This is a genomic window from Paenibacillus sp. FSL H8-0122 (genome assembly GCF_038005345.1).
Taxonomy (GTDB): domain Bacteria; phylum Bacillota; class Bacilli; order Paenibacillales; family Paenibacillaceae; genus Paenibacillus_AQ.
In genome coordinates this window covers 5,994,551-6,018,250 of sequence record NZ_JBBOTB010000001.1, presented here as the reverse complement: position 1 = coordinate 6,018,250, position 23,700 = coordinate 5,994,551, and the positions used below count along the sequence as shown (strand labels likewise).

At 54.7% G+C, this 23,700-nt stretch carries 19 protein-coding genes and 1 pseudogene; 17 read left to right on the top strand and 3 right to left on the bottom strand.

Annotated features, from left to right (window positions below; translation table 11 throughout):
* The first annotated feature begins 67 nt into the window (after positions 1-67).
* From NSS64_RS25685 to NSS64_RS25650, 8 genes are read left to right on the top strand one after another with little or no spacing between them, the layout of a single operon-like run.
* Positions 68-973, top strand: coding sequence for a carbohydrate ABC transporter permease (locus tag NSS64_RS25685; protein WP_445667852.1), 906 nt, complete (start codon positions 68-70; stop codon positions 971-973).
* Positions 974-978: 5 nt separating this feature from the next.
* Positions 979-1,842, top strand: coding sequence for a carbohydrate ABC transporter permease (locus NSS64_RS25680; RefSeq protein WP_036700030.1), 864 nt, complete (start codon positions 979-981; stop codon positions 1,840-1,842).
* Between the two features lie 19 nt (positions 1,843-1,861).
* On the top strand, positions 1,862-3,304 hold the full coding sequence (locus tag NSS64_RS25675; RefSeq protein WP_341141993.1) for a tetratricopeptide repeat protein: 1,443 nt from the start codon (positions 1,862-1,864) through the stop codon (positions 3,302-3,304).
* Positions 3,291-3,914, top strand: a complete 624-nt coding sequence (locus tag NSS64_RS25670; RefSeq protein WP_340944841.1) for a Yip1 family protein — start codon at positions 3,291-3,293, stop codon at positions 3,912-3,914. Before NSS64_RS25675 ends, NSS64_RS25670 begins: the two co-directional genes overlap by 14 nt.
* An 18-nt stretch (positions 3,915-3,932) precedes the next feature.
* The gene (locus NSS64_RS25665; RefSeq protein WP_341141992.1) at positions 3,933-6,503 is read left to right on the top strand and encodes a DUF5696 domain-containing protein; all 2,571 of its coding nucleotides are present in this window, start codon (positions 3,933-3,935) and stop codon (positions 6,501-6,503) included.
* A complete protein-coding gene (locus NSS64_RS25660) occupies positions 6,503-7,402 on the top strand; it encodes a carbohydrate ABC transporter permease (RefSeq protein WP_340944837.1) in 900 nt (299 codons plus the stop codon). Before NSS64_RS25665 ends, NSS64_RS25660 begins: the two co-directional genes overlap by 1 nt.
* Before the next feature lie 22 nt (positions 7,403-7,424).
* On the top strand, positions 7,425-8,438 hold the full coding sequence (locus tag NSS64_RS25655; RefSeq protein WP_340990925.1) for a carbohydrate ABC transporter permease: 1,014 nt from the start codon (positions 7,425-7,427) through the stop codon (positions 8,436-8,438).
* A gap of 14 nt (positions 8,439-8,452) precedes the next feature.
* Positions 8,453-11,119 (top strand): glycoside hydrolase, encoded by a 2,667-nt coding sequence (locus tag NSS64_RS25650; RefSeq protein WP_341141991.1) that lies wholly within the window; start codon positions 8,453-8,455, stop codon positions 11,117-11,119.
* Positions 11,120-11,237: 118 nt separating this feature from the next.
* On the opposite strand, the gene NSS64_RS25645 is transcribed toward NSS64_RS25650, so the two are convergent.
* Complete coding sequence (locus NSS64_RS25645; RefSeq protein ID WP_036723775.1) at positions 11,238-11,846, bottom strand: superoxide dismutase; 609 nt, start codon at positions 11,844-11,846, stop codon at positions 11,238-11,240.
* 416 nt (positions 11,847-12,262) lie between these two features.
* On the opposite strand from NSS64_RS25645, the gene NSS64_RS25640 reads away from it, so the two are divergent.
* From NSS64_RS25640 to folE, 5 genes and pseudogenes are all read left to right on the top strand, one after another.
* Positions 12,263-12,682 (top strand): GNAT family N-acetyltransferase, encoded by a 420-nt coding sequence (locus NSS64_RS25640; RefSeq protein ID WP_036723776.1) that lies wholly within the window; start codon positions 12,263-12,265, stop codon positions 12,680-12,682.
* 204 nt (positions 12,683-12,886) lie between these two features.
* The gene (gene lepB, locus NSS64_RS25635) at positions 12,887-13,504 is read left to right on the top strand and encodes a signal peptidase I (RefSeq protein ID WP_341141990.1); all 618 of its coding nucleotides are present in this window, start codon (positions 12,887-12,889) and stop codon (positions 13,502-13,504) included.
* Positions 13,505-13,539: 35 nt separating this feature from the next.
* Positions 13,540-14,727: pseudogene (queG, locus tag NSS64_RS25630) on the top strand (tRNA epoxyqueuosine(34) reductase QueG); the annotation flags it as partial.
* A gap of 122 nt (positions 14,728-14,849) precedes the next feature.
* Positions 14,850-15,095: a YneF family protein gene (locus NSS64_RS25625; protein WP_036700040.1), complete on the top strand. Its 246-nt coding sequence runs from the start codon at positions 14,850-14,852 to the stop codon at positions 15,093-15,095.
* Positions 15,096-15,153: 58 nt separating this feature from the next.
* The gene (folE, locus tag NSS64_RS25620; protein ID WP_341141989.1) at positions 15,154-15,747 is read left to right on the top strand and encodes a GTP cyclohydrolase I FolE; all 594 of its coding nucleotides are present in this window, start codon (positions 15,154-15,156) and stop codon (positions 15,745-15,747) included.
* Between the two features lie 478 nt (positions 15,748-16,225).
* Here the strand turns inward: folE and NSS64_RS25615 are convergent, their stop codons facing one another.
* Positions 16,226-17,413: a Fe-Mn family superoxide dismutase gene (locus tag NSS64_RS25615; RefSeq protein WP_341141988.1), complete on the bottom strand. Its 1,188-nt coding sequence runs from the start codon at positions 17,411-17,413 to the stop codon at positions 16,226-16,228.
* A 183-nt stretch (positions 17,414-17,596) separates the two neighbouring features.
* Positions 17,597-18,595 carry an alpha/beta hydrolase gene (locus NSS64_RS25610; protein WP_076085584.1) on the bottom strand — a complete coding sequence of 333 codons (999 nt, stop codon included), beginning with the start codon at positions 18,593-18,595 and terminating at the stop codon, positions 17,597-17,599.
* 285 nt (positions 18,596-18,880) lie between these two features.
* Between NSS64_RS25610 and NSS64_RS25605 the strand changes: the two genes are divergently transcribed.
* From NSS64_RS25605 to NSS64_RS25590, 4 genes are all read left to right on the top strand, one after another.
* Positions 18,881-19,633 carry an IclR family transcriptional regulator gene (locus NSS64_RS25605; RefSeq protein ID WP_036723784.1) on the top strand — a complete coding sequence of 251 codons (753 nt, stop codon included), beginning with the start codon at positions 18,881-18,883 and terminating at the stop codon, positions 19,631-19,633.
* A 165-nt stretch (positions 19,634-19,798) separates the two neighbouring features.
* Entirely contained in the window at positions 19,799-22,018 is a 2,220-nt protein-coding gene (locus tag NSS64_RS32840; RefSeq protein ID WP_445667815.1) for a response regulator transcription factor, read from the top strand.
* 155 nt (positions 22,019-22,173) lie between these two features.
* Positions 22,174-22,611: a hypothetical protein gene (locus tag NSS64_RS25595; RefSeq protein WP_341141987.1), complete on the top strand. Its 438-nt coding sequence runs from the start codon at positions 22,174-22,176 to the stop codon at positions 22,609-22,611.
* 42 nt (positions 22,612-22,653) lie between these two features.
* On the top strand, positions 22,654-23,673 hold the full coding sequence (locus NSS64_RS25590) for an ABC transporter substrate-binding protein (RefSeq protein ID WP_340990934.1): 1,020 nt from the start codon (positions 22,654-22,656) through the stop codon (positions 23,671-23,673).
* The last annotated feature ends 27 nt before the right edge of the window (positions 23,674-23,700 follow it).

The window sequence follows — 23,700 nt, the reverse complement described above, 5'->3', positions numbered from 1 at the left end:
GACTCTTGTGCAGAAAGTGAAAAATACGGCCGAACCCTTGATTCAGCCCCGGCTGTCCCCTTCCGGGCTGCGTAATTACTGGGCGTTGTTCGGCAAAGACATACGGCGGGATAAACATCTGTATGTACTGCTGGCTCCATATATGGTGCTGTTTCTGTTGTTTACCGTATTGCCGGTGGTCATTTCGATCATCTTCAGCTTCACGCATTTCAACATGCTGGAGATGCCGCGCTGGATCGGCTGGGAGAATTATTCCAAGCTGCTCTGGAACGATGATGTGTTCCTGATCGGGGTCAAGAATACGCTGATTTTCTCAGTGGTTACCGGTCCGGTCAGCTATATCGCCTGTTTTCTGTTTGCCTGGCTGATCAATGAGCTGAATCCCAAGCTGAGGGCGTTTATGACTCTGATCTTTTTTGCGCCGTCCATCTCGGGGAACGTATTCTTCATCTGGCAGATTATCTTCTCCAGTGACTCCTACGGGATCATCAACGGACTTCTCATGCAGCTTGGCGTTATTTATGAGCCGATCCAATGGCTGCAGGACCCCAAGTATATGCTGGGGATCATCATGCTGGTACAGCTCTGGCTAAGCCTCGGGACCAGCTTCCTGGCCTTCATTGCCGGACTGCAGACCGTTGACAAGACGTTATATGAAGCAGGAGCTGTGGACGGTGTCAAAAACCGCTGGCAGGAGCTGTGGTTCATTACGCTCCCTTCCATGCGGCCGCAGCTGATGTTCGGTGCGGTCATTCAGATCACTGCGTCGCTGGCAGTTGCCGATGTGGCTATGGCGCTGGCAGGCTTCCCGAGTGTGCAGTACGGGGCGCATACGATCGTAACCCATCTGGTGGACTACGGGACGATCCGCTTCGAGATGGGCTATGCCTCGGCGATTGCTACCGTGCTGTTCGTGATGATGCTGGGCAGCAATCTGATTGTTCAAAAGCTGCTGAAGAGGGTGGGTGAATAAGCGGGATGAAGCTTGCTATACGTCTGAACAAAAAAGTAAACCGCTCCTGGCAGGTCGACGCCCTGCTGTTCCTGGCCCTGGCCGGATTCGGATCCTTCATGGCGATTCCGTTAATTTATGTCATTAACAATGCGTTCAAGCCGCTGGATGAGCTGTTTATTTTCCCGCCTACGCTGTTTGTACGCAATGCTACGCTTGAGAACTTCGCCAATCTGTTTCAGGTGATGAAGAATTCCTGGGTGCCGTTCTCCAGATATATATTCAACACGGTATTCATTACCGCTGCCGGTACAGCCGGGCATATCCTGCTGGCCTCGGCGGCGGCTTACCCGCTGGCGAAGCATAAATTCCGCGGCTCTAAGGTGCTGTTCACCGTGGTTGTCCTGTCGCTGATGTTCTCGCCGCATGTCACCGCGATACCGAACTATATGATTATGTCCGCTCTGGGCTGGATGGACACCTACCAGGCGGTTATCGTTCCTGCCTTTGCCTATCCGCTGGGACTCTATCTCATGAAGCAGTTCATGGAGCAGATCCCCGATGCGCTGCTGGAGGCGGCGAAGATAGACGGGGCCAGTGAATACCGCATCTTCTGGCAGGTCGTCATGCCGCTGGTGAAGCCGGCCTGGCTGACGCTGCTCATTCTGATGATGCAGATGCTATGGGGCACGGACGGCGGCAGCTTCATCTACAGCGAGCAGCTCAAGACGCTGCATTACGCGATGGGCCAGATTATTCAGGGCGGGATCGCCCGTGCAGGAGTCGGGGCTGCGGTAGCGGTGATTATGATGACCGTGCCGATTGTGACGTTCATTCTGTCACAGAGCAATGTGATTCAGACGATGGCTTCGTCCGGCATGAAGGACTGAAGCGATGGAGGCGTTAGGGTTGAGAATAAAGTCATCGATACTGGTGCTTGTATCCGTGCTGCTGCTTGTCAGCCTGTGTCCTAGGCCGGCCGGGGCTGCGCCGTATGAAGGATATACCTACTCCTACTGGGGAGACGCGGTTCAGTCGCCGATTGCTTATCTTCCTTCGAGGGCCATCAGCGGGCTGGAGGCAGGGACGGGAGCCTGGACCGCTCCGGGAGACCTGTTTGTCTCAGCGGAAGGGCTGCTCTATGTGCTCGATTCCGGGAACGGGAGGATTGTGGTGCTGGATAAGGAGTGGAACACACTCCGTGTCATCAAAGGCTTCCGGAACGGGGAGAAGAAGGACAGCTTCAATAACCCGGAGGGACTCTTCGTTACGGATGCCGGCCGGATCTACGTGGCGGACACGGAGAACAGACGGCTGGTCGAGCTGGACGGAACAGGGGCCTTCGTGCGGGAGATCGGAGCGCCGAAGGCGGATGTGATCGGAGCGGGTTTTGAGTATTTTCCGCGAAAAGTGATTGTGGATAAGGCAGGCCGCATCTATGTGGTCGGCAGAGGGGTCTATGAAGGGCTGATCGAGTTCGACAGCGACGGGCAGTTCACGGGCTTCATGGGCACGAACAAGGTGCAGTTTGATCCTGTGGATCTGTTCTGGAAGTCGGTATCAACCAAGGAGCAGCGCGAGAAGATGGTGCAGTTCATTCCGCTGGAATTCAACAATGTCGATGTCGATGAAGATGGCTTCATCTATACCACTACCGTGGATAAGAAGACCTTCTCTCCGGTAAAAAGATTGAATCCCTCCGGCATCGATGTCCTGCGGGTCAGCAGGGAGATCCCGCCCATCGGCGATCTGAGCCGGGACCGCTCCGCCTTCATTGACATTGATGTGACCGGAAACGGGGTCTACCGGGCACTGGACGCCACGCGCGGGCGGATCTTCACCTACAATGAGGACGGCAAGCTGCTGTATGTAATCGGCCAATTGGGCAGCCAGCTCGGCACATTCAAGAACCCGGCGGCGGTGGAGAGCGATGGGGATGCGCTCTATGTGCTGGACCGTGATCTGGGGAGAATTACCGAGTTCACGTTGACCCGGTTCGGCAGCATGGTCAATGAAGCCAACGCCCTGTACAGCTCTGGCAAGCATGATGAAGCCGCGAAGCTGTGGCGGGAGGTGCTGAAGCTGGATGCCAACTATGAGATGGCCTATGTCGGCATCGGCAAATCGCTGCTCCGTCAAGGCGAATACAAGGAGGCCATGACCTATCTGAAGCTGGGCAATGACCGTGAATATTACTCCAAGGCGCTGGGGAAATACCGCAGGGAGTATATGCGCGATCACTTCAGCGTCTATATGACCGGAATGATAGCCGTGCTGCTGGGCGGCTACGTGATTACCCGCCTGATGAAGCGGCCGAGAAAGGGAGGGAGGGTCCAGGATGTTGTTTCTTAAGGACATTAAATATTCACTGCATGTAGCAGTACACCCCTTCGACGGATTCTGGGATCTGAAATACGAGAATAAGGGCAAGCTGCGCATGGCACTGGGCATTCTTATATTCCTTACCCTGACTATGATTGTGAAGCGCCAATATGTAGGCTATGTGGTCAATTATAATCACCCGCTTGAACTGAACAGTATCAATGAGCTCAAGTATATTATTTTCCCGTTCCTGCTCTGGTGCCTGGCGAACTGGTCGCTGACGACGCTGATGGACGGGGAGGGCAAGTTCGCGGAGATCGTCATTACGACCGGGTACGCCCTGCTTCCGCTGATTCTGATCAACATTCCCAATATCCTGCTCAGCAACGTGATTACGCTGCGGGAGGCTTCCTTCTATCATTTGCTGGATGCTCTGGCCACGCTGTGGTTCGTATGGCTCTTGTTCATCGGGACCATGACGGTTCATCAGTACACGGTGCTCAAAACGATTACAACCATGCTGCTGACGCTGGCCGTGGCGGGCATCATCATCTTCCTGGGCCTGCTGTTCTTCAATCTGATCCAGCAAATTGTCAGTTTTGTCTACACCGTCTACCAGGAGCTTTCACTTCGCGGATAAGAAAGGAGGAGCCAGGCTTTGAAGAAGAAGCTAACCATTATTGCCATTGTGCTTATGCTCAGCGGCTCAGCCCTGCTGCCGTACACAGACTTGGCGGAATCCGCGCCTGAAGCGGAAGCGGCGGTACAATCCGATACGGCAATACAATCCGAAGCAGCGGTACCATCCTCAGCGCAGAGCGTGCAGGCCACCCCGAAAGCGCCGGAGCTATCCGCTGGTCTGAAGGCGGCCCTGGACAACGAATATTTGACCCTGTATCTGAACCGGGACACAACGGAGATCGCCGTTAAGGATAAGAAGAGCGGAGCGCTCTGGTATTCTAACCCGCAGGACCGCGAACAGGATGCTGTCGCCACCGGATATAACAAATCCAAGCTGAATGTACAGGTAGAGCTGACCTACTATGACAGCAAGGGCAATCTCATGAACTATGACAACTACACCCACAGTGTGCAGAGCAGCCAGTTCACCATCGAGGAATCGGGCGGCAGCCTGAATATCGTGTATACGCTGGGGGAGGTCAAGAGCAATATCGACGGTATTCCCAAATACATCAGTGAAGAACGCTTTCGTACCCTGATTATCGGCCGCCTTGAGAAGGACAGTGACAAGAAGGAGATCGAGAAGCGGTTCAGGTATGATGAGCCGAACAAGCGGTATGAACGAAGAGATACGTCCTTTAAGGGAGTCGGGCTTAAGAAGGTGACTTCCCTGTTCGAGCAGGTCGGCTATGATGAGGCGCAAATTGCCATCGACAAAGCGGCCTACGGTGAAGAGGAGGACGGAGCCGCCCTGGTGACGCTCCCCCTGGAATACCGGCTGGACGGAAAGCAGCTACGGGTAAGCATCCCGGGCGATAAGGTCCGTTATCCAGATAATATGCACATTCAGACGTTGTCGCTGCTGCCGTTTTTTGGGGCGAGCGGGACGAAGGATGAAGGCTACAGCCTGGTGCCGGACGGCTCCGGGTCGCTGATACACTTCAATAATAACAAGCTCTATGCTACCCCTTACCGTACCGCGCTGTACGGGCCGGATGCTGCGCTGACCCAGCTGGGGCAAGTGCAGAAGGAGGAGACCGCACGGCTGCCTGTATTCGGCATGAAGGTTCAGGACCGCGGCTTCCTGGCGGTGATCGAGAGCGGAGCTGCGGTTGCAGCCGTGGAGGCAGACGTCAGCGGGCGGCTGAATCAGTATAACAATGTCTTCTCCAGCTATACGCTGGGCAGTCTGGAGGAAGTGACGCTGACCAACGGCTGGCGCTCCAGTACGGTGAAGCAATTTCAGGCAGGTATCTTTCCCGGAGATATCACTGTAGCGTACAGCTTCCTTGATCAGGAAGAAGCCAGCTATTCAGGCATGGCCGCGCAATACCGGGAGTACTTAATCGAACATACCGGGATGGCAAGGCTGGAAGAGGCGGAGGACGTTCCCTTCTACCTGGAATTGATCGGCGGCATTCCGAAAAAGAAGTTCTTCCTGGGCATTCCCTACAGCGCTTATGAGCCGCTTACTTCCTTCAAGGAGGCCAGGGTCATTCTGGAGCAGATGCAGGAGAAGGGAATAGGGGACATTCAAGTGCGGTACACCGGATGGTTCAACGGCGGCATCAACCATAATTACCCGAAGGGCGTATCGGTGGACAGCAAGCTTGGCGGGGCAAAAGGACTTCAGGAGCTGCAATCTTACGCACAGGATAAGGGGATTACACTGTATCCCGATGCTTCGTTCCTGCAGACCTTCCCGGATGCCAAGGGCCTCGGCAAGTCACAGGCCGCCCGGCTGATTACGGGCAAGCTGGCGCATACGTATCCCTATGATATCTCTGACCTCAAGCAGGATATGAAGCAGCCCTCCGGTTATGTCGTCAGTCCCCGGGTACTGCCGGGTGTGGTAGACGGCTTCCTCGGGGATTATGCAGCGCTTGGAGTGGACGGCTTGTCCCTGCGGGATCTCGGCAGCAGGCTGAATTCCGATTTCAATGCGGAGAATCTAATTGACCGCCAGCGGGCCGAGGGAATCGTCAAGGAGCAGCTGGAGCGCATGAGCAGCTCGGTGCCCCGCTTGATGGTTGAAGGCGGCAATGCGTACGCAGCTCCCTTCGCCCGTCATATTGTGGCTGCGCCCATGCAGAGCAGCGGGTTCAATATTACGGATGAGAGCATCCCCTTCTTCCAGCTGGTGTACCACGGCTATCTGCAATATGCCGGAACTGCCTGGAATATGGCTGACGATCAGGATGCAACGCTTAGTCTGCTGAAGGCGCTGGAGACCGGGAGCGCACCGTATTATACCTGGTTCTATGCAGATCCCTCTGCGGTCAAGATGACGGGCTTCGACCGGCTGTATTCAGCCGATTACCGCAGCTGGATTGATCAGGCAGCCGGGCAGTATCAGGCATTGAGCCGTGTACTGAAGAGTGTCCAGTCCCAGACGATCAAGGAGCATAAGAAGCTGGCGGAAGGTGTCTATCAGACGGCTTATGAAGCGGGTACCACGATTATAGTGAATTACAACCGTGCACCGGTGACTGTGGGCGGAGTAACCATAGACGGACGGAATTACCGGGTAGGAGGTGAGCAGCAATAATGAAGCTTAAGAAGCTGTCCCTGGAGCAAAAAAACAGATATTACGGCCTGTACTTCATTCTTCCCTGGTTCGCGGGCTTCTGCTTCCTGTTCCTGACGCCGCTGCTGTCTTCCCTGCGGTTCAGCCTCAGTAACCTGCAGGTCAATGATGAGGGCTTCACGCTAAAATATATCGGACTCGCGAACTTCCGGGAGGCGCTGTTCTCCCATGAATCCTATGTCCGGACATTAACGGAATCCGTTTCGAATATCGTGCTGAACACCCCGCTTATTCTGATTTTCAGCCTGTTTTTCGCCGTACTGCTCAATCAGAAGTTCCATGGCAGAGTGCTGGCCCGGGCCATTTTCTTCCTGCCGGTCATTCTGGCCTCGGGTATTATTGCCAGCATTGAGAACGGGGATCTGATGCAGTCTGTGGTGCGCAGCGCCAGTGATTCCACGGGCGGAGGCCTGTCGGTGATCAAGAATCTGGAGCTGACCACGCTGCTGATCGAATCCGGTCTGAGCCCCACCGTGGTGCAGTATCTGACTGGGGCGGTGAGCCGGATCTATGAGATTGTCAGCCAATCGGGCGTGCAGATCCTGATCTTCCTGGCGGGGCTGCAATCGATCTCCCCTTCCCTGTATGAGGCGGCGAAGATTGAAGGCTCCACAGGCTACGAGGCCTTCTGGAAAATTACGTTTCCGATGATCGGCCCGCTGATCCTGACGAATCTGGTCTATACCATCATCGACAGCTTCATCAGCGACCAGACCAGCCGCATGGTGGTGGATACAGCGTTCAAGAGCTTCAATTTCGGGCTGAGCGCAGCCATGTCCTGGATGTATTTTGCCATCATTGCGCTGCTGTTGTGGATCACGACGGCGCTGATCTCACGCAAAGTCTTTTATCAAGACTAGCGGTTAGGAAGGAGGAGCATTCATGAAGACAGAGACCGCAGCAATGCCGCACCGCTCCAGGAAAGAGCAGCTGCACAGGCTGGCCTCGGCCGCCTATTGGGTAGAATTTTCGAAAAAATGGTTGTGGGTCATCGCCCGCTTTGTGCTGGTCTTCGGTATCTCGTTCGTCATCCTGTACCCGATCCTGCTGAAGCTGTCGATTGCGTTCAAGAGTATGGATGATTTGTATGATTCCACCGTGATCTGGGTCCCGCAGGCCTTCACCCTGGAGAACTTCAGGCTGGTCTTCACAGCGATGAATTATCCGGCAGTCCTGCGGAACACCCTGCTGTTGTCCTCAGCGGTCATGGTGCTTCAGACGATCATCTGTGTGCTGGCCGGTTACGGCTTTGCCCGGATTAAGTTCAGGGGGAGCGGGCTGCTGTTCGCGGCAGTGATCTTTACGATTCTTGTCCCGTCCCAGACGATCATGATTCCGCTGTACCTGCATTTCAAGAACTTTGACCTGTTCGGCCTGATTGAGCTGTTCACGGGGAAGCCGGCGAACCTGATCAATACGTACTGGCCGTTTATTATTTCTTCGATGCTCGGGATGGGCGTCAAGACAGGGCTGTATGTCTATATTTTCCGCCAGTTCTTCAAGGGCATTCCACGGGAGATTGAGGAAGCGGCCTATGTGGACGGAGCAGGCTATTTCACCACCTTCGCCCGGGTGATTCTGCCTAATGCCATTCCGTCTATGGTAACGGTAATGCTGTTCTCCTTCGTGTGGCAGTGGAATGACTCCTTCTTCACCAATATGTATCTGAACGAACCGAAGGTCATGTCATCGATGATGTCATCGGCGGGCTACGGCATTGCTACCTACATGACCGGCGGCGGCCAGGCAGCGAATTCGCTCGTTCAGGACCCGTTCTTCATGTCCATGATGATGAATACCAGTGTGCTGATGGCGATTCTGCCGCTGATTATCCTCTATGTATTCGTTCAGCGGCATTTCGTTGAGAGTGTGGAGCGGTCCGGTCTGGTCGGTTAGGAGGATGATATGAGATGAAGCGGCTGGCAGCTATGGCGGTTACCGGCGTTGTTCTAGTGTGTGTTGTTGTAATTCTGTTCAGTAATAGGAAAGAGGAGGAAATCCCTGTGCAGCACCAGAAACCGCCGGATGCGGCAGTGACGATAGACGGCAATGTCCACTATCAGACTATCGATAACTTTGGCGCATCCGACGCCTGGTCCATGGACCCCCTGGGGAAGGAGTGGACCGAAGAGAATAAGAACAAGGTGGCAGATTTGCTGTTCTCACGTACCGAAGGAATCGGGCTGTCGGCATGGCGCTTCAATATAGGTGCAGGCTCGGTAGAGACCGATCAGGCGATCATTCCAGATCCGTGGCGAAGAACGGAAGCCTTCAAAATAACGGAGGAAGCGCCGTACGACTGGAGCAGGCAGGCAGGGCAGCAATGGTTCCTGCGGGCGGCCCAGGAGCGCGGAGTCGAAACCCTGATTGCCTTCGTCAACAGCCCGCCGGTCTGGATGACCCGGAATGGCCATGCCCAGCCTGATCCGGAGGTAGGGTCCAGTAATTTGAAGGAAGGCTCTGAAGTGGCCTTCGCCTCCTTCCTGATTGAGGTGCTGGAGCATTTCAAGCAGGAAGGGCTGGCGTTCGATTATATCAGTCCCGTTAACGAGCCGACCTGGGACTGGAATCACGCGCAGCAGGAAGCCAGCCGGTACAACAATGACGACCTGAAGCGGGTGATTCTGGAGCTGCATGCCCAGCTCCGGGCTAGCGGGCTGGAAGCGCAGATCAGTGCCCCGGATGGAGTGGAGATTATCTCTCTGCTCGATGATGAGCACTACCGGGAGTTCGCGGGCAGCGGCGTCTATTCCAGCGGAGCCAATAGCCTGGGGCTGGGGAAATACCGGGAATACATTAAGGACCTGCTGGGTGACCCTGTGCTGAAGGAAGCGGTAGGCAATAAGATCGCCTCGCATTCCTATTGGTCTGATTACAGCCATTCCGGCGATGACCGTCTGGTGAAGCTAAGACAGCTGCTTGACGGTAATCTGAAGCAATATGATCCTGAGGCCAAATACTGGGTCACCGAGTATTGTATTATGGGCGATTATGGCCCGGGACGGGATCTGGGGATGGAGCCGGCGCTACAGGTGGCGCGCACCATTCACTTCGATCTGACCGAGGCGAATGCAGCCGCATGGCAGTGGTGGACCGCAGTATCCAAGGTAGATTACAAGGACGGCTTGTTATACACCGATTACACTCAGCCTGGGGATGAGCAGAACATCCTGACCTCGAAGATTCTGTGGTCGCTCGGTAATTACAGCAGGTTCATCCGTCCCGGAGCGGTGCGGATTGCACTCTCCGGTCTGAGTCAGGAAGCCGGAAGCGGGCTGCTCGGCTCGGCTTACGTGCACGAGGAGGAGCAGAGCATGACGGCGGTGCTGGTGAATGACAGCCTGGAGGAGAAGCGGGTGCAGCTCACGCTGAGCGGACTGGGACTAAAGGCATCCGTCTTGCGTTCCTATGTAACCAATGAGCAGCTGGATCTGGCCCGCGGCGAGGATCTGGCTGCTGATGAAGCTGCTGATGGGACAGCAGATGGGGAGCAGGTATTCCAGGCCGTTATCCCGGCCAAGTCGGTGGTAACCCTGGTGGCAGGCGGGCCGGAACTAGAGGAGGAGGCTGGCTCGCCTGGTGAGGTTGCCGGAACTCGGGTTACCGGGACTGAAGCTGCACAGGACATTCCGGCGGCGGAGGACTATGCGGGCTATCTGTTCAGCTATTTCACCGGCGAAGGGACCGAAGACGGCGAACAGGTATACTTCGCCCTCAGCGTAGGCAATGACCCGCTGCATTGGCAGGAGCTGAACGGCGGGAAGCCCGTGCTTACCTCCCCCTTGGGCGACAAGGGAGTCAGAGATCCCTTCATCATCCGTTCGCCTGAAGGAGACCGGTTCTACCTGATCGCCACCGATCTGAAGATCAACGGCAATTGGGATTGGGGCGCAGCCCAGACACGGGGCAGCCGGTCGATCATCGTGTGGGAATCGGATAATCTCGTGGACTGGTCGGAGCCTTGGGAAGCCAAGATCTCGCCGGAGGAGGCGGGGAATACCTGGGCACCTGAGGTAATCTATGACCAGGAGAGCGGGGAATATATCGTATTCTGGGCCTCGCGGATGTACGCCGATTCCGCTCACACCGGGGACGCCTACCAGACAATCCTGTACAGCAAGACACGCGATTTCCGCGCGTTCACAGAGCCGCAGGTCTATATGGACTACGGGCATTCGATTATTGATACCACTATGGCTGCGTATAACGGGAAGATTTACAGATTCACCAAGGATGAGCGTGAGCAAGGCCCGGAATCCCCTTTTGGCAAAATGGTATTCCAGGAATCCCTGGATTCGGTATTTGCGCCTGCGGTGAAGCGCTTAAGCGGAAGTGTCGGCGGACTGAAGGGCATTGAAGGGCCGACCCTGTTCAAATCCAATACGGAGAAGAAGTGGTATCTGTTTGTGGATGAATTCGGAGGGAGAGGGTACATCCCGCTGGAGACGGAAGATCTGGATTCGGGCAAGTGGACGGTATCCTCTGATTATGAGCTGCCGGCCAGCCCCCGCCATGGAACGGTAATTCCGGTCACCCGGCGTGAGTACGACGCTCTGAACGCCAAGTTCATGCAGTGATCTAAGGCCGGGCCTAACGTACACGCTGGGCGGGTCCGGTATACAAAAACAGGTTCACCCTTGCCATTACGGCAGGGGTGAACCTGTTTGCTTAGAGCATCATGCTGAAGGCAGATGCTTATTTCGCGCTTTCGTAACGCTTGCCGACTTCTTCCCAGTTCACTACGTTCCAGAACGCCTTGATGTAGTCAGGACGTTTGTTCTGGTAGTTCAGGTAGTAGGCATGCTCCCATACATCGAGGCCGAGGATTGGAGTTGCGCCTTCGCTGATCGGGTTATCTTGGTTCGGTGTGCTGGTTACAGCAAGCTTGCCGTCCTTCACAACGAGCCAAGCCCAGCCGCTGCCGAAGCGTGTAGTAGCTGCAGCCGCGAAGTCTTCCTTGAATTTATCGAAGCCGCCCAGCTCGCTGTCAATGGCAGCAGCCAGTGCGCCAGTTGGTGCGCCGCCGCCGTTCGGTCCAATCACTTCCCAGAACAGGGTGTGGTTGGCATGTCCACCGCCGTTGTTGCGGACCGCTGTGCGGATCGCTTCCGGTACAGCGTTCAGGTCGGTCAGAAGCTCATCGATGCTTTTGTTTTGCAGTTCGGGTGCCTTTTCCAGTGCGGCGTTCAGGTTCGTCACATAAGTGTTATGGTGCCTGTCATGATGAATCTCCATCGTCAATGCGTCGATGTGTGGTTCAAGTGCGTTGTTCGGATACGGAAGTGCCGGTAATTGAAAAGCCATGGAAAAATCCCTCCTGATTATATGTTGGTTTTGGTATATATCCGTTGAGATACTATTATTAAAACGCATCTGGAACAATAATGCAACACTAAATAAACATTATTGTTTAAAAAGTATTTTTTCGTCCTCAGCTCACCGAAAGTGTTAAGCCTATGTTAAACTGATAAGACTCGTAACCGGGACGTATTGACTACTAGAATTTCCTAATACATGTTAAATATGAAACTATATTGAATGTAAACGCTTCATATCAAGCGCTTTCAAAAGAAAAATGATGATAACGCGAGAAAAGTGTGCTTTAATAGAGACAAAAGCAGGTATTCCTCGGTTTTTGATGCTTTTTTCCACTTTATGCTGTTATGGAAACTCCTTCTTTTTGTAAAATCATAAGCCATAGAAAAGGGAGACTTGAAAGTATGCACGTTCGTTCCTTTCAATTAAGCGATGTAACTCCAGTGACTGAATTGCTGCAGACCGCATTATCGGAAGAATGTTTCGAGAGCACGATCGAGCCTTTCTCCAGGCAATTGTCATGGGATTCTGATCTCATTGTAGTTGCTGAGGATGAAGGAGAAATCATCGGTGCGCTGATTGGTACGATTGAGAAGAATCACGGCTGTTATTTCCGCATTGCCGTCCATCCGGATTACCGCCGCAGAGGAGTCGGCAAGAGTCTTGTAACGGCTATGGAGAGCAGATTTCAGGCGCGGAAGGTCAGCGGCATTTATGTTGCCGTCGATGAACACAATTCTTTTGCAATGCCTCTCTATGAAGCCATGGGTTATGACGAGAACCACATTTTCAAATCCGTGCGCAAGCTGAGCATTGTCGGGTAACTGTTGCTGAACCGCTGCTGTAAGCGGAATCAAAGGTCAGAGTAGAGAACTGTTGCAGGGCGGATACTTTGAATATGGGTATTCCTGCATAGTCTGTTTCATTATACTAAAGCATATCTTCCCTATGTCCATTGCAAATGGGCGGGAGATATGCTTTTCTATTGTTAAGGAACGGATAACCCAATCGAAGCAAGTAGGTGGCCTATGAACCGGGAGCTTGAAGAAGATTTCATGCGGAGCCGCAGACAAAGATACAGATCAGTGACGCATAACAAGTCTAGACAGAAGTCCGGAAGAACATGGATCAAGGATATGCGGGAGTGGATCATTACGGCAGGGATTGTGTTCGCTGTGATGTCACTGCTTAATATCTATGTGTTCAATGTGTCAACTGTAATCGGCCAATCCATGGAGCCTACCCTCTATCAGGGAGAGAAGCTGATTATTAATAAAATCGCCCTCAGCTTCGGGAATCCGGGCCGCGGGGAGGTTGTCGTCCTTCATGATCCCAGTACGGGACCCAGCCGCAAGGAATATCTGGTCAAGCGGGTAATCGGCATTCCCGGCGACATTATTGAAGTACGGAGCCAGCAGCTCTATCTCAACGGCAAGCTGCTGGATGAGCCATATATCGATACGTCTATAGAAGATCCTGATTTCAGCAGTCTGACCGTGCAGGCGGGGACCTACTTCGTCATGGGGGACAACCGGCATGCCGGAGCCAGCAAGGACAGCCGTTATTTCGGCGCTGTCGCAGGGGAGAGTATTGTGGGTAAGGTGTCCCTGATCTGGTGGCCTATCTCCAAGATGAAGGCCCTGTAGAGCAACCTTAGTCAATCTATAAAGGAGAGGCGGATATGCACCTCAACATCCAGAAAGGTTACGCTCCGCCCCCTTCCAAATGGGAGGAACTTAAGGCAGAGATTAAGGCGGCCGCCCCCGCGCTCGGTATCGATGATATCGGGTTCACCACTGCGGAGCCGTTTTTATATTTGAAGAACATTCTCCAGGAGCATCGGGACAAGGGGTACGAATCCGGCTTCGAGGAGCCTGACCTGGACAAGCGGACGGTTCCGGCCCTCCAGTCCGGAGAGCAGCCGCTCTCCATCATTGCTATTGCGGTGGCCTATCCCTCCAAAATGGAGGACCCGCCCAAATCCGAGCCGGGTGCGCGCAGAGGTATTCTGGCCCGCGCCTCCTGGGGCCAGGATTACCATCATGTCCTTCGTGAAGCGCTGGCGAAGCTGGAGAGCTTCATCCGTGAGCGTGTCCCGGATGCTGTGCTGGAGAGCATGGTGGATACGGGAGCACTGGTAGACCGGGCAGTAGCGGAGCGGGCAGGGATCGGCTTCAGCGCCAAGAACTGTGCGATTATCTCCCCCAAGTGGGGATCATGGATCTATCTGGGGGAGATGGTGACGAATCTCCCGCTTCCCCCGGACCAGCCTGTAGAGGAGGGCTGCGGCGACTGCACCAAATGCATCGACGCCTGCCCTACCGGCGCGCTGGTCGGACCGGGACAGCTCAATGCCCAGGCCTGCATCTCCTTTCTGACCCAGACCAAGGGCTTCCTGAGCGAGGACTATATGACCAAGATCGGAAACCGGCTCTACGGCTGCGATACCTGCCAGATTGTCTGTCCGCATAACCGCGGCAAGAATTGGAACCACCGCCCGCAGCTTCTGCCTGATCCTGAGGTGGTCAAGCCGCTGCTGATGCCGATTCTGGATCTCAGCAACCGGGGATTCAAGGAGAAATTCGGCAGCAGCTCCGCCGCCTGGCGCGGCAAGAATCCGATCCAGCGCAACGCGGTGATTGCGCTAGGCAATTTCAAGGAGGCTTCGGCGGTGCCGAAGCTGACGGAGCTTGTGCTGAAGGAGACGCGGCCGGTGATGCGCGGGACGGCAGCCTGGGCGCTTAGCCGCATCGGCGGCGAAGAGGCCCTTGCGGCTGTTGAACAGGCGCTTGGGAGCGAAGAGGACGCTGCGGTACGCGACATGCTGGAGCGGGCCGCAGGCAAGCTGCGTGAGCAGAGAGCAGCGGACGGGAAATGAACCGGCTGCCAGCGGGATTTGGCAATTGCTGTCCAGTTGTTGAAATGCTATGATAGATTCGCGTGCCTGAACAGGGTTATCGCCAGACAATAGAGTACAAAGGTGGATTACAGATGAATATTGCATTGCCTATTATTACGCTTGTGGTAGGTCTGATCGGCGGATTCTTCATCGGTGTGTATTATCTGCGCAGACAGATGACAACGATGCAGAATGATCCTGAAATGCTGCAGAAGGTTGCCAAGCAAATGGGGTATAACCTGAACGGGAAGCAAATGCAGCGTGCCCAGCAGATGATGAAGAACGGTAATCCGCCGGGGCGTCCTGCTGCGGGCAAAGGACATTCCCGCAAGAAGTAATAATGATGATCGTATAATAGATAAGAGTCAGCTGCAGGTGCGGAAGGGGGGAGTTTTCATGGGGGGCATCAAGGAGTACAAGAACGGGAAGGTTACTGTAAACCGTGAGCAGATTGAGTATCATGTTGAGAAAATCCTGGAATTAATCGGTGAGGATACGAGCCGTGAAGGCCTGCTGGAAACACCGGCCAGAGTGACCCGGATGTATGAAGAGATCTTCGGCGGTTATTCCGTTGATCCGCGCGAAGCGCTGGGCGTAACCTTCGACGAGTCTCATGAAGAGCTGGTCATTGTGAAGGATATTGTCTACTATAGCCAATGCGAGCATCACATGGCTCCATTCTTCGGCAAGGTGCATATCGGTTATGTGCCCAGCGGCCGCATTGCCGGACTCAGCAAGCTGGCCCGGCTCGTAGAAGCGGTCAGCCGCCGGTTACAGGTGCAGGAGCGCATTACGGCCCAGATCGCCGACATCATGACTGAGGTGCTGAATCCGCACGGTGTCATGGTTGTAGTCGAAGGGGAGCATCTGTGCATGTGTGCCCGGGGTGTGAAGAAGCCGGGCAGCAAGACGATTACGATGGCCACCCGCGGCACCTTCCGTGAGGACGCTGCGGCAAGGGCCGAGTTCCTGGCTTTGATCAAGGAATAAAGCCGGAGCCGGGAAGGATAAGCTTGCCGGACCGGCCCTGCAAGCGCAAAAGCCCGCCTGCCACTTCAACAGTGGCGGCGGGCTTTTTTTGCTGTTTGGGCAATCTAGCGAAAATCGAATACAGTGTGCTGGGCGAAGGTATGTGAGCTTGATTGTATACGAAAAACCGAACACAATGGGTGCCGCTGCGCGGAGGGGAGGGCCCCATGCATCACAGGCAGTAACCTTTTAAGAGGAATCCTGCCAAAAGTGCAACAATACTGCCCCAAAGAAGCGGTCAATGCTGAAATCCTGCACGAAATGCAACAAATTCAGCGCTAACTTGCCCTAAATACCGAAATTTGTGCAAATAATGCAACAATGTACTTCAACCCGTAAAAGGGATAGAGAAATCCTGCAAAAAGAGCAACATTACTGCTCCTTCAAAGCGGCCTGTGAGAGAGGCATTAGCATTGTTCACCCGAAGACACCTCAGGCCTCAGAAAGGCTGCCAGACCAGCTTGCGGGCGGCCCCGTAGCGCTCGGCGACATAAGGCCAGTTCACGACTCTCCACCAGTCCTGGATGTAATCGGCGCGGTTGTTCTGATGCTTGAGGTAATAGGCATGCTCCCACACATCGAGTGCCAGCAGCGGAACGACATCCCATTGGGACAGATTCTGATGCTTCTCAGCCGTCAGGATCTCCAGTCTGCGGCTGCGCGGGCTCCAGACCAGAATAGCCCATCCGCCGCCCTCGACTTTACCCGCGGCCTCAGTGAACTGGGTCTTGAAGGCGTCATAGCTTCCGAAGCTGCGCTCTATAGCGTCCAGCAGGGCGCCGGAGGGGCGGCCGCCTCCTTGCGGGGACATGACATTCCAGAAGATCGTATGCAGATAGTGTCCGGCTCCATTGAACGCAAGCTCCCGCTCCCAATGCTTAACCAGATCGTAGTCGCCACTCAGGCGCGCTTCCGCCAGCTTGTTCTCCGCCTTGTTCAGCCCGTCTACATAGCTCTGGTGATGCTTGTCGTGATGAATGATCATCGTCTTCTCGTCAATATACGGCTCCAGTGCATTATAGGCATAAGGCAGAGGGGGAAGCGTATGCCCGCCGATGGGAACCGCGCCTGCCTCGCGGGATTCCCATAACGGAACTGCAAAGCTTCCTGTTCCCAGTAGACTGTCTCCGCCTGCAGCAGGATCGGGTGAAGGTGCGGGTTCAGCCTGTTCCGGCGGATTCATCCGCAGCATCCCGGGCCCGTAGTCCGCAGGAGTCAGAGCGGCTAGTACAGCGAGGAAGTATTCGGACTCCCGGATGAAGTGCAGCAGCGTGGTTCCCGCCAGGGGGAAGGCATTGACGGCGGCGCTGGCCTCCTTCATGGCCTTCAGGTGCCGGATAAATTCGGCGGACTGGTCGCAGGCGGTGTGCAGCAGCCGCCCGGCTTCGGCAGAGGGACTCCCCGGACCGCCTGCGTCCGGTGCCTGGGGACTAGCGAGCAGCTGCTGCGCCGTCTGTTCTGTAGCCAGGAAGACAATGGCCCAGTCCTCCAGCAGCTTTACATAAGGCTCCTCCAGGCGTGGGATGATCTGGATCAGGACCTCGGCATGCTCCTTCTCCTGATTTTTCCAGAAGGCAATCTCCCCTAGAATCTGTACTGGCGGCGGTGCAACGAATACATATGGCATGACATGTAGTCCTCCCGTCCTAAAGTTTCATCGGTCCATTATATGCCGGAGAGGGACAGCTTATGAGGCTGGCCTGTGAGGGGGATTGCGGCGGACTGGAGTCCTGTGTCCCGCACAGCAAAAAGGCATGCACAGAATGTATCACAGGATACATCTGCACATGCCATAGGTAACGATAAGATGCTATTTGCTTGCGGTGGGGTTGCCTTGGCTCCCGCTGATCTGGGCCAGCTGCACATTCCCGAGAAAAGCGGATACCCGCCGCAGATACTCACGCGGGTGCTCGCGGAACAGCAGCTCATGATGGCTGTCCTCCACGATCCATGAATCCGAATACGGATTGCTCTGGTTCGCCGCCAGCTCCTCGGCAATCGGATAAGGTGCCTTATCGTCCTTGGTGCCGTGCATGAACAGTACCGGGAACGGATAATCCTCCGATTTGACCTTGGAGTAAGGAATCTGATTCAGTCCTGTGCCGTTCAGCACCGGGAAGAGCATCTCCATAATCTCCAGCGAAGGCTGGCGGGGAAGATTGATGTTCTGCTTGATGTTATGGTACAGGGTGTCCGGCTCCAGCAGGAAGGTGCTGTCCAGAATCATCGCATCCACATCTTTGGTTACAAGTCCTGCCTGCAGGGCGGTGCCTGCACCCATCGAGAAGCCCCAGACTACAATCTGGTCTGCCCCCTTCTCCTTGGCGAAGGCAATGGCTCCGAGCAGCTGCTGGGATTCTTTTTTGCCGCCGGTTGCGATATCCCTGTCGGTCTTGGAGGCGAAGCCGTAGTCGAACATGACGACATTGAATCTCAGGCTGTGCGCGTAGTGGGCCAGATCATACATGGGAACCCAGCTCTCCTCGCGGTTCGCGCCATAGCCGTGACTGAAAATAATAGTTTTGGTAGCTCCTTTGGAAGGAATATACCATCCCTCCATCATCCGGCTGCCGTCCTTGGCAGGGAAGCTGATATCCTCGTAGGCAAGCCCCTTGGCCTGATAAGGATTGGAATAGAGTGGGGCTACAGTAGGATTCGAGAGTACCCAGGCAATGTAGGCATGCAGGGCGATGAAGCAAAATACAAAGAAGAAGAATACGGATAACAGCAGGGCCACAATGATGTGCTTAAGGCGTATCATCCGAAGTGGAATTAGTGGTGACGAAGCGGGCTTACCCTCGTTAGGCATACGGGAGACCGGCGCGCCGGGATGACTAGTTGCCAGATTCATAAGGTCCCCTCCTGGAAAGTTTCAAGATTCAGAGCATGAATAGTTCATATATTTAATCGTAAATTTATGCCCTTACAAAGTCAATGGAAATGGTTCTTTTGTAATGTAACTGTAAACTGCGGACGGCTGATTATGGATACGGAATCTGCTGGACTTTATTTAGGCTTTTGCACTAAGATAGGGATATCTTAATAATTATGTAACCGGGTTTCAATAGGTGAAACATGTGAAGGGGAGATCGGGGTGGAAGACCGGAAGCTGACTGTACGCGCCGTAGAGCGTGCGCTGGATATATTACTGTGCTTCACTCAGGATAATGATGATTATGACCTTAGTCTGACGGAGATCTCTGCGAAGATCGGCCTGCATAAAAGCACAGTGCACCGCCTGCTGACCACACTGGAGGAGAAGGGCTTCCTGCAGCGGGATGAGGGGACGGACAAATACCGCCTGGGCATCCGCATCTGGGAGCTGTCCACACATCTCCCGACGCTGAACGAGCCGGCGGTGCTTCTGCTGCCCGCCATGGAGCGGCTGCGCGACCGCCTGGGAGAGACAGTCAGCCTGTATCTGCGCGACAATCTGGAGCGTGTGCGCATTCAGGCGGTGCAGAGCCGGCAGGCTATCCGCCGGGTAGCCCAGATCGGCGCAAGGCTGCCGCTCTCGGTAGGCGCATCAAGCAAGGTTCTGGCTGCTTATGCGCCGCCGGAAGTGCAGGTCCGGCTGCTGGCCGATCCCGCATGGCCGGACAGCGTAGACCGCAGCCAGTACCTGGAGCAGTTGAAGGAGATCACCCGCTGCGGCTATGCGACCAGCTTCGAGGAACGCGAGCCGGGAGCGGCAGCCGTGGCTGTGCCCATCGCCGGACGGGCCGGGGGCGTGGTAGCAGCGCTCTCGATGTCCGGCCCGGTCAGCCGCCTGTCGCGGGAGACCCTGGAGGAATATGCTGTCATTTTGGCTGAGGCCGCTGCTGAAATGGGCCTAATGATGGGCTGACCTGAGGCCTCCGGCAGCGGATTTATGCAGGGAAAATTTAGGACATACAGGCTATTCAGCCTTCGACATTCATTGTATATCTAGTTAAAATGAACTATCATTAGTAATGATTAGCTAAATTAAGATTGAAGAAATAATAGGAATCTAAGTGCACGAGGTGATGGGATGAAAGTAGTTATACCCGATTCACTGATGGGAGAAATTCAAGAGCTCCAGGATACGTTCGGCTCTGTTACGGGCCAGGCGCTTGTGCTTACGGATCAGGCTGGGAATGTGGTTACCCGCCCGACGCTTTCCGGAATATTCTATCAGAAGATGTTTAAATCTTTACAGGTCATAGAGCGGCCCTTCGAGCCTGCATTGCTCAGAATGGGCCCCTTATCATATCCTGCCGTACTTGAAGAGTGGGTCCCCGGACTGAAGTATGTGGTCAGTCCGCTGGTGCCTGACTATGGGCAGACATACTATTTATGGTCCGGCTTATATATGGAAGAAGGTACACGCGGGCTTGTACTGCAGGCGTTCGAGGCCAAGATGCGGAAACACCCCGACTATGAGATGCTGAAGGATGTACTGGCCGCCATGCCTGAGCTTAGCCGGGAAGGCATCGTCAGCATCAGGGGGAAATTGAGTGTGCTCGGGAATGTGCTCTCCAAATTGCTGGCGGGGTGCGCAGTGAAGCCGCTGGAACAGAGACGGAGCCTGGTGATTTCCCAGCTGTTATCCAATCTGGAGAGTGAGTTCCTGAAGATAGAGGTTGTGCTGCAGCAGATGGCCGGTACGTTCTCTGATGCGGAGCTGTATGCCTTCGCCCAAGAGGAGGAGGCCGGACAGTTCAAGGTCAAATATTCTGCCGGCAAAGAAGCAGGACTTCTCATGAACGCCGGGTTCCAGCAGGGAGACGGCTTCCTGGGACAGGCAGTTCTGGGCAGGGAGCCCCGGCACTGGCAGGACATTGCCCAAGATCCGAGATCGTTATTTTTCACTCAGCGCGCAATGACGCAGCCGGAATATTTGTCATGCTATCCGCTGAGAATTCACAGCGGGAAGAGGGCGTTGCTGCTTGCTGTAGGCTTTGGAAAGAGCCATCCAATCCAGGATTATGCCCAGCATGAGCAGAATGTTGCTGCGCTCCTGGGCTTATCCGGACGGGGAGAGCAGCTGGTGCAGCGTGAAGCCCTGCGCAGGGAAGCCACCCAGCGCTTGAAGGAGGCTGCCCGCCTGCTGCCGCAGGCCGCATCCATTCAGGAGCTGGGTACTGTGCTGCTGGATATGGTAATAGGCATGCCGTTCTTCCCGTCATCGGTGCTCGTATTCTTCGAGGAGCAGCCGGGGGATACCCATTACGCCAAGGGGTGGAGGCCGGAGGAGATTGCGCCGTATGTCCAGGACCTCCAGTCCCGTTACTCCTCGCAGGCCTTTCTCTCTTCTGCGATCATCAACGGGGAGGCCGAGGGGCAGATCTTGCTCGAATGTCCGCTGATTGCCGAGAAGGTATTCAAGGGCATTCTGTCTGTGGGCTTCAGACGCCGCAGCGAAGCCGAGGAGTGGCTGTCCTTAACCGGCTGTCTCGCCAGTCTGGCGAGTACTTCGATCCGTCTGATCGAGCAGGAAGTCAGACATATGAAGCAGGCAGGGGTCTTCACCGGACAGACACTTCATTATCTCCGGCTCAGTAATCCCGAGCTGCAACGCCTGTCGGAAGAGGCTTCTGCCATGGCGTATGAGCTTGCCCGTTATACAGGACTGCCGGAGCGGGAGTCAGAGCAGATGAGAACGGCTGCTCTTCTGGCTCCGTTCAGGCTGGATTTCCTGCATGGATACGGGTTCTACCTGGAGGAGCTTTCTTTGCTGAAGCAGGTGGACCAATTTGCTTCGTTCTATTTTCAGATCAATAAGCCTTCGGTCTCTGTCACTGCCCAACTGCTCGCGCTGGTGCTTCATCATGCAGGCAAGGGCGCGGATAAGGAGCTGCTGGCGGACTCGGATCTGGAGTGGCTGGACCCCGCCCGCTTCAACCTGGATGATCATGTGGTCGGGGAGCTGTACAGTGAGCCGCGCACTACCTTCCAATCCTTCTTGCGCAGCCGCTCGGAAGCGTTGCCCGCCAAAAGAGGTGTGTCGGCAGGGAAGCTGCTGAGCAGTACGGCACTGAAGACGCCCAAGGAGGAATGGGGAATCTCGCCGCGCGAGGAGGAAGTCCTGGAGCTGATTATTCTGGGCAAGACGAACAAGGAGATTGCCAGCGCCTTGTTTATCAGCGAGCATACCGTCAAGAATCATCTGAGCCGTATTTTTCATAAAATGGACGTAACAGACCGCTCACAGATCATAGCTCTGGTCTACAAAAGAATATTCGATTCCGAGCGTATCGAGATGTCCTGAAAGCCCTCCTGAGGCTGCGATAATTTATCAGCTTATTTCAGAGAAATGAAATCCCCTTTCCAGCGAAAGGGGATTTTTTGGTGATTAGGAAATTATGATTTTTAACTATATTCTGAATCAGTAATAGGAATGACTTCGCTGATTTCACCGAATACATGGACAGCGAGTGGTCATCTGGGCCGGATATAGTCGAAAAACCGACCACATTCGTTGCGGCAGGGGCGTGTGGGCCGAATGTGGTCGAAAAACCGACTACATTCGGTGCGGCAGAGGCGTGTGGGCCGAATGTGGTCGAAAAACCGACTACATTCGTTGCGGCAGAAGCGTGTGGGCCGGATAAGGTCGAAAAACCGACTACATTCGGTGCGGCAGAGGCGTGTGGGCCGGATAAGGTCGAAAAACCGACCACATCCGTTGCGGCAGAAGCGTGTGGGCCAGATATGGTCGAAAAACCGACTACATTCGGTGCGGCAGAGGCGTATGGGGCGAATGTGGTCGAAAAACCGATCACAATGGGGATGCTGCAGGTATTTTGTTCCTGCGGAAAGTTCCTGAAGTGTTGTCAGCCTGCCTACTCTGTGATATATTACTGATGATAATGATTATCAATATCACATATACATAGGGGGATTATCTTGCGACACTCTAAACAAAGTCTTATCCTGATTGTCTTTACTCTCGTCATGGCTCTCCTGCTGGCAGCCTGCGGTTCATCGGGTAATTCCGGCTCTGGCTCCGGGACGGCAGCGAATGCTCCTGCACCTGCAGCTTCTGAAGCACCCACTGCTGCTCCGGCTGCTGGCGAGCCTTCCGCTGAAGGAGAGATGGTTACCTTCCAGGATAGCGCCGGTGAGGTTCAAGTGCCTAAGAATCCGCAGCGAATCGTGGATACTACAGCTTTTTATACAGGATATCTTCTGGCACTGGGTGTGAAGCCGGTAGGGGTCATGCAAGGAGCCAAGGATAGTCCGTATCTTGCAGACATGCTTGAAGGTGCAGAAGGGCTTGGTGACGATGTCACCCCGGAGAATATCCTGTCCCTGGACCCTGACCTGATTATTGTGTATACCGGCACAGAAGGCATCGATAAGCTGAAGGAAATCGCGCCTGTGGTACAGATTCAGTATGGCGCCAAGAATTATAAGGATCAGATGCTCGACTACGGCAAGCTGGTGAACAAGAATGATGAGGCGAAGGCCTGGATCGCCCAGTGGGAGGCCCGCATTGCTGAGCTGAAGCCGCAGGTGCAGGCTGCTGTTGGCAATAAGACCGTATCCATCCTGAACCCATATGCCAAGGGGCTGTTTGTATTCGGACATAACTATGGCCGTGGCGGTGAGATTCTATATGGGGAGTTCGGGCTGAAGGCTCCCGCAGAAGCGCAGAAGGAGGCCATCGACAGCGGAACTGGCTGGGCTTCCATCTCCCTGGAGAAGCTGCCGGACTTTGCCGGAGATATTATCTTCACCTGCCCGTGGTCAGGGGATACTACAGACCCGAAGATTGTCTATGACAATCCGCTGTGGAAGGGGCTTCCGGCGGTCAAGGCAGGGAATGTATTCCTGTTGAACCCTGCTGCCGATACGTACAATGATCCGATCTCCCTGGAGAAGCAGCTGGATTTCATTACGACCAGCCTGCTGTCAGTTAAATAAGGCCTATTTAGATAAAATAAAAAGCTG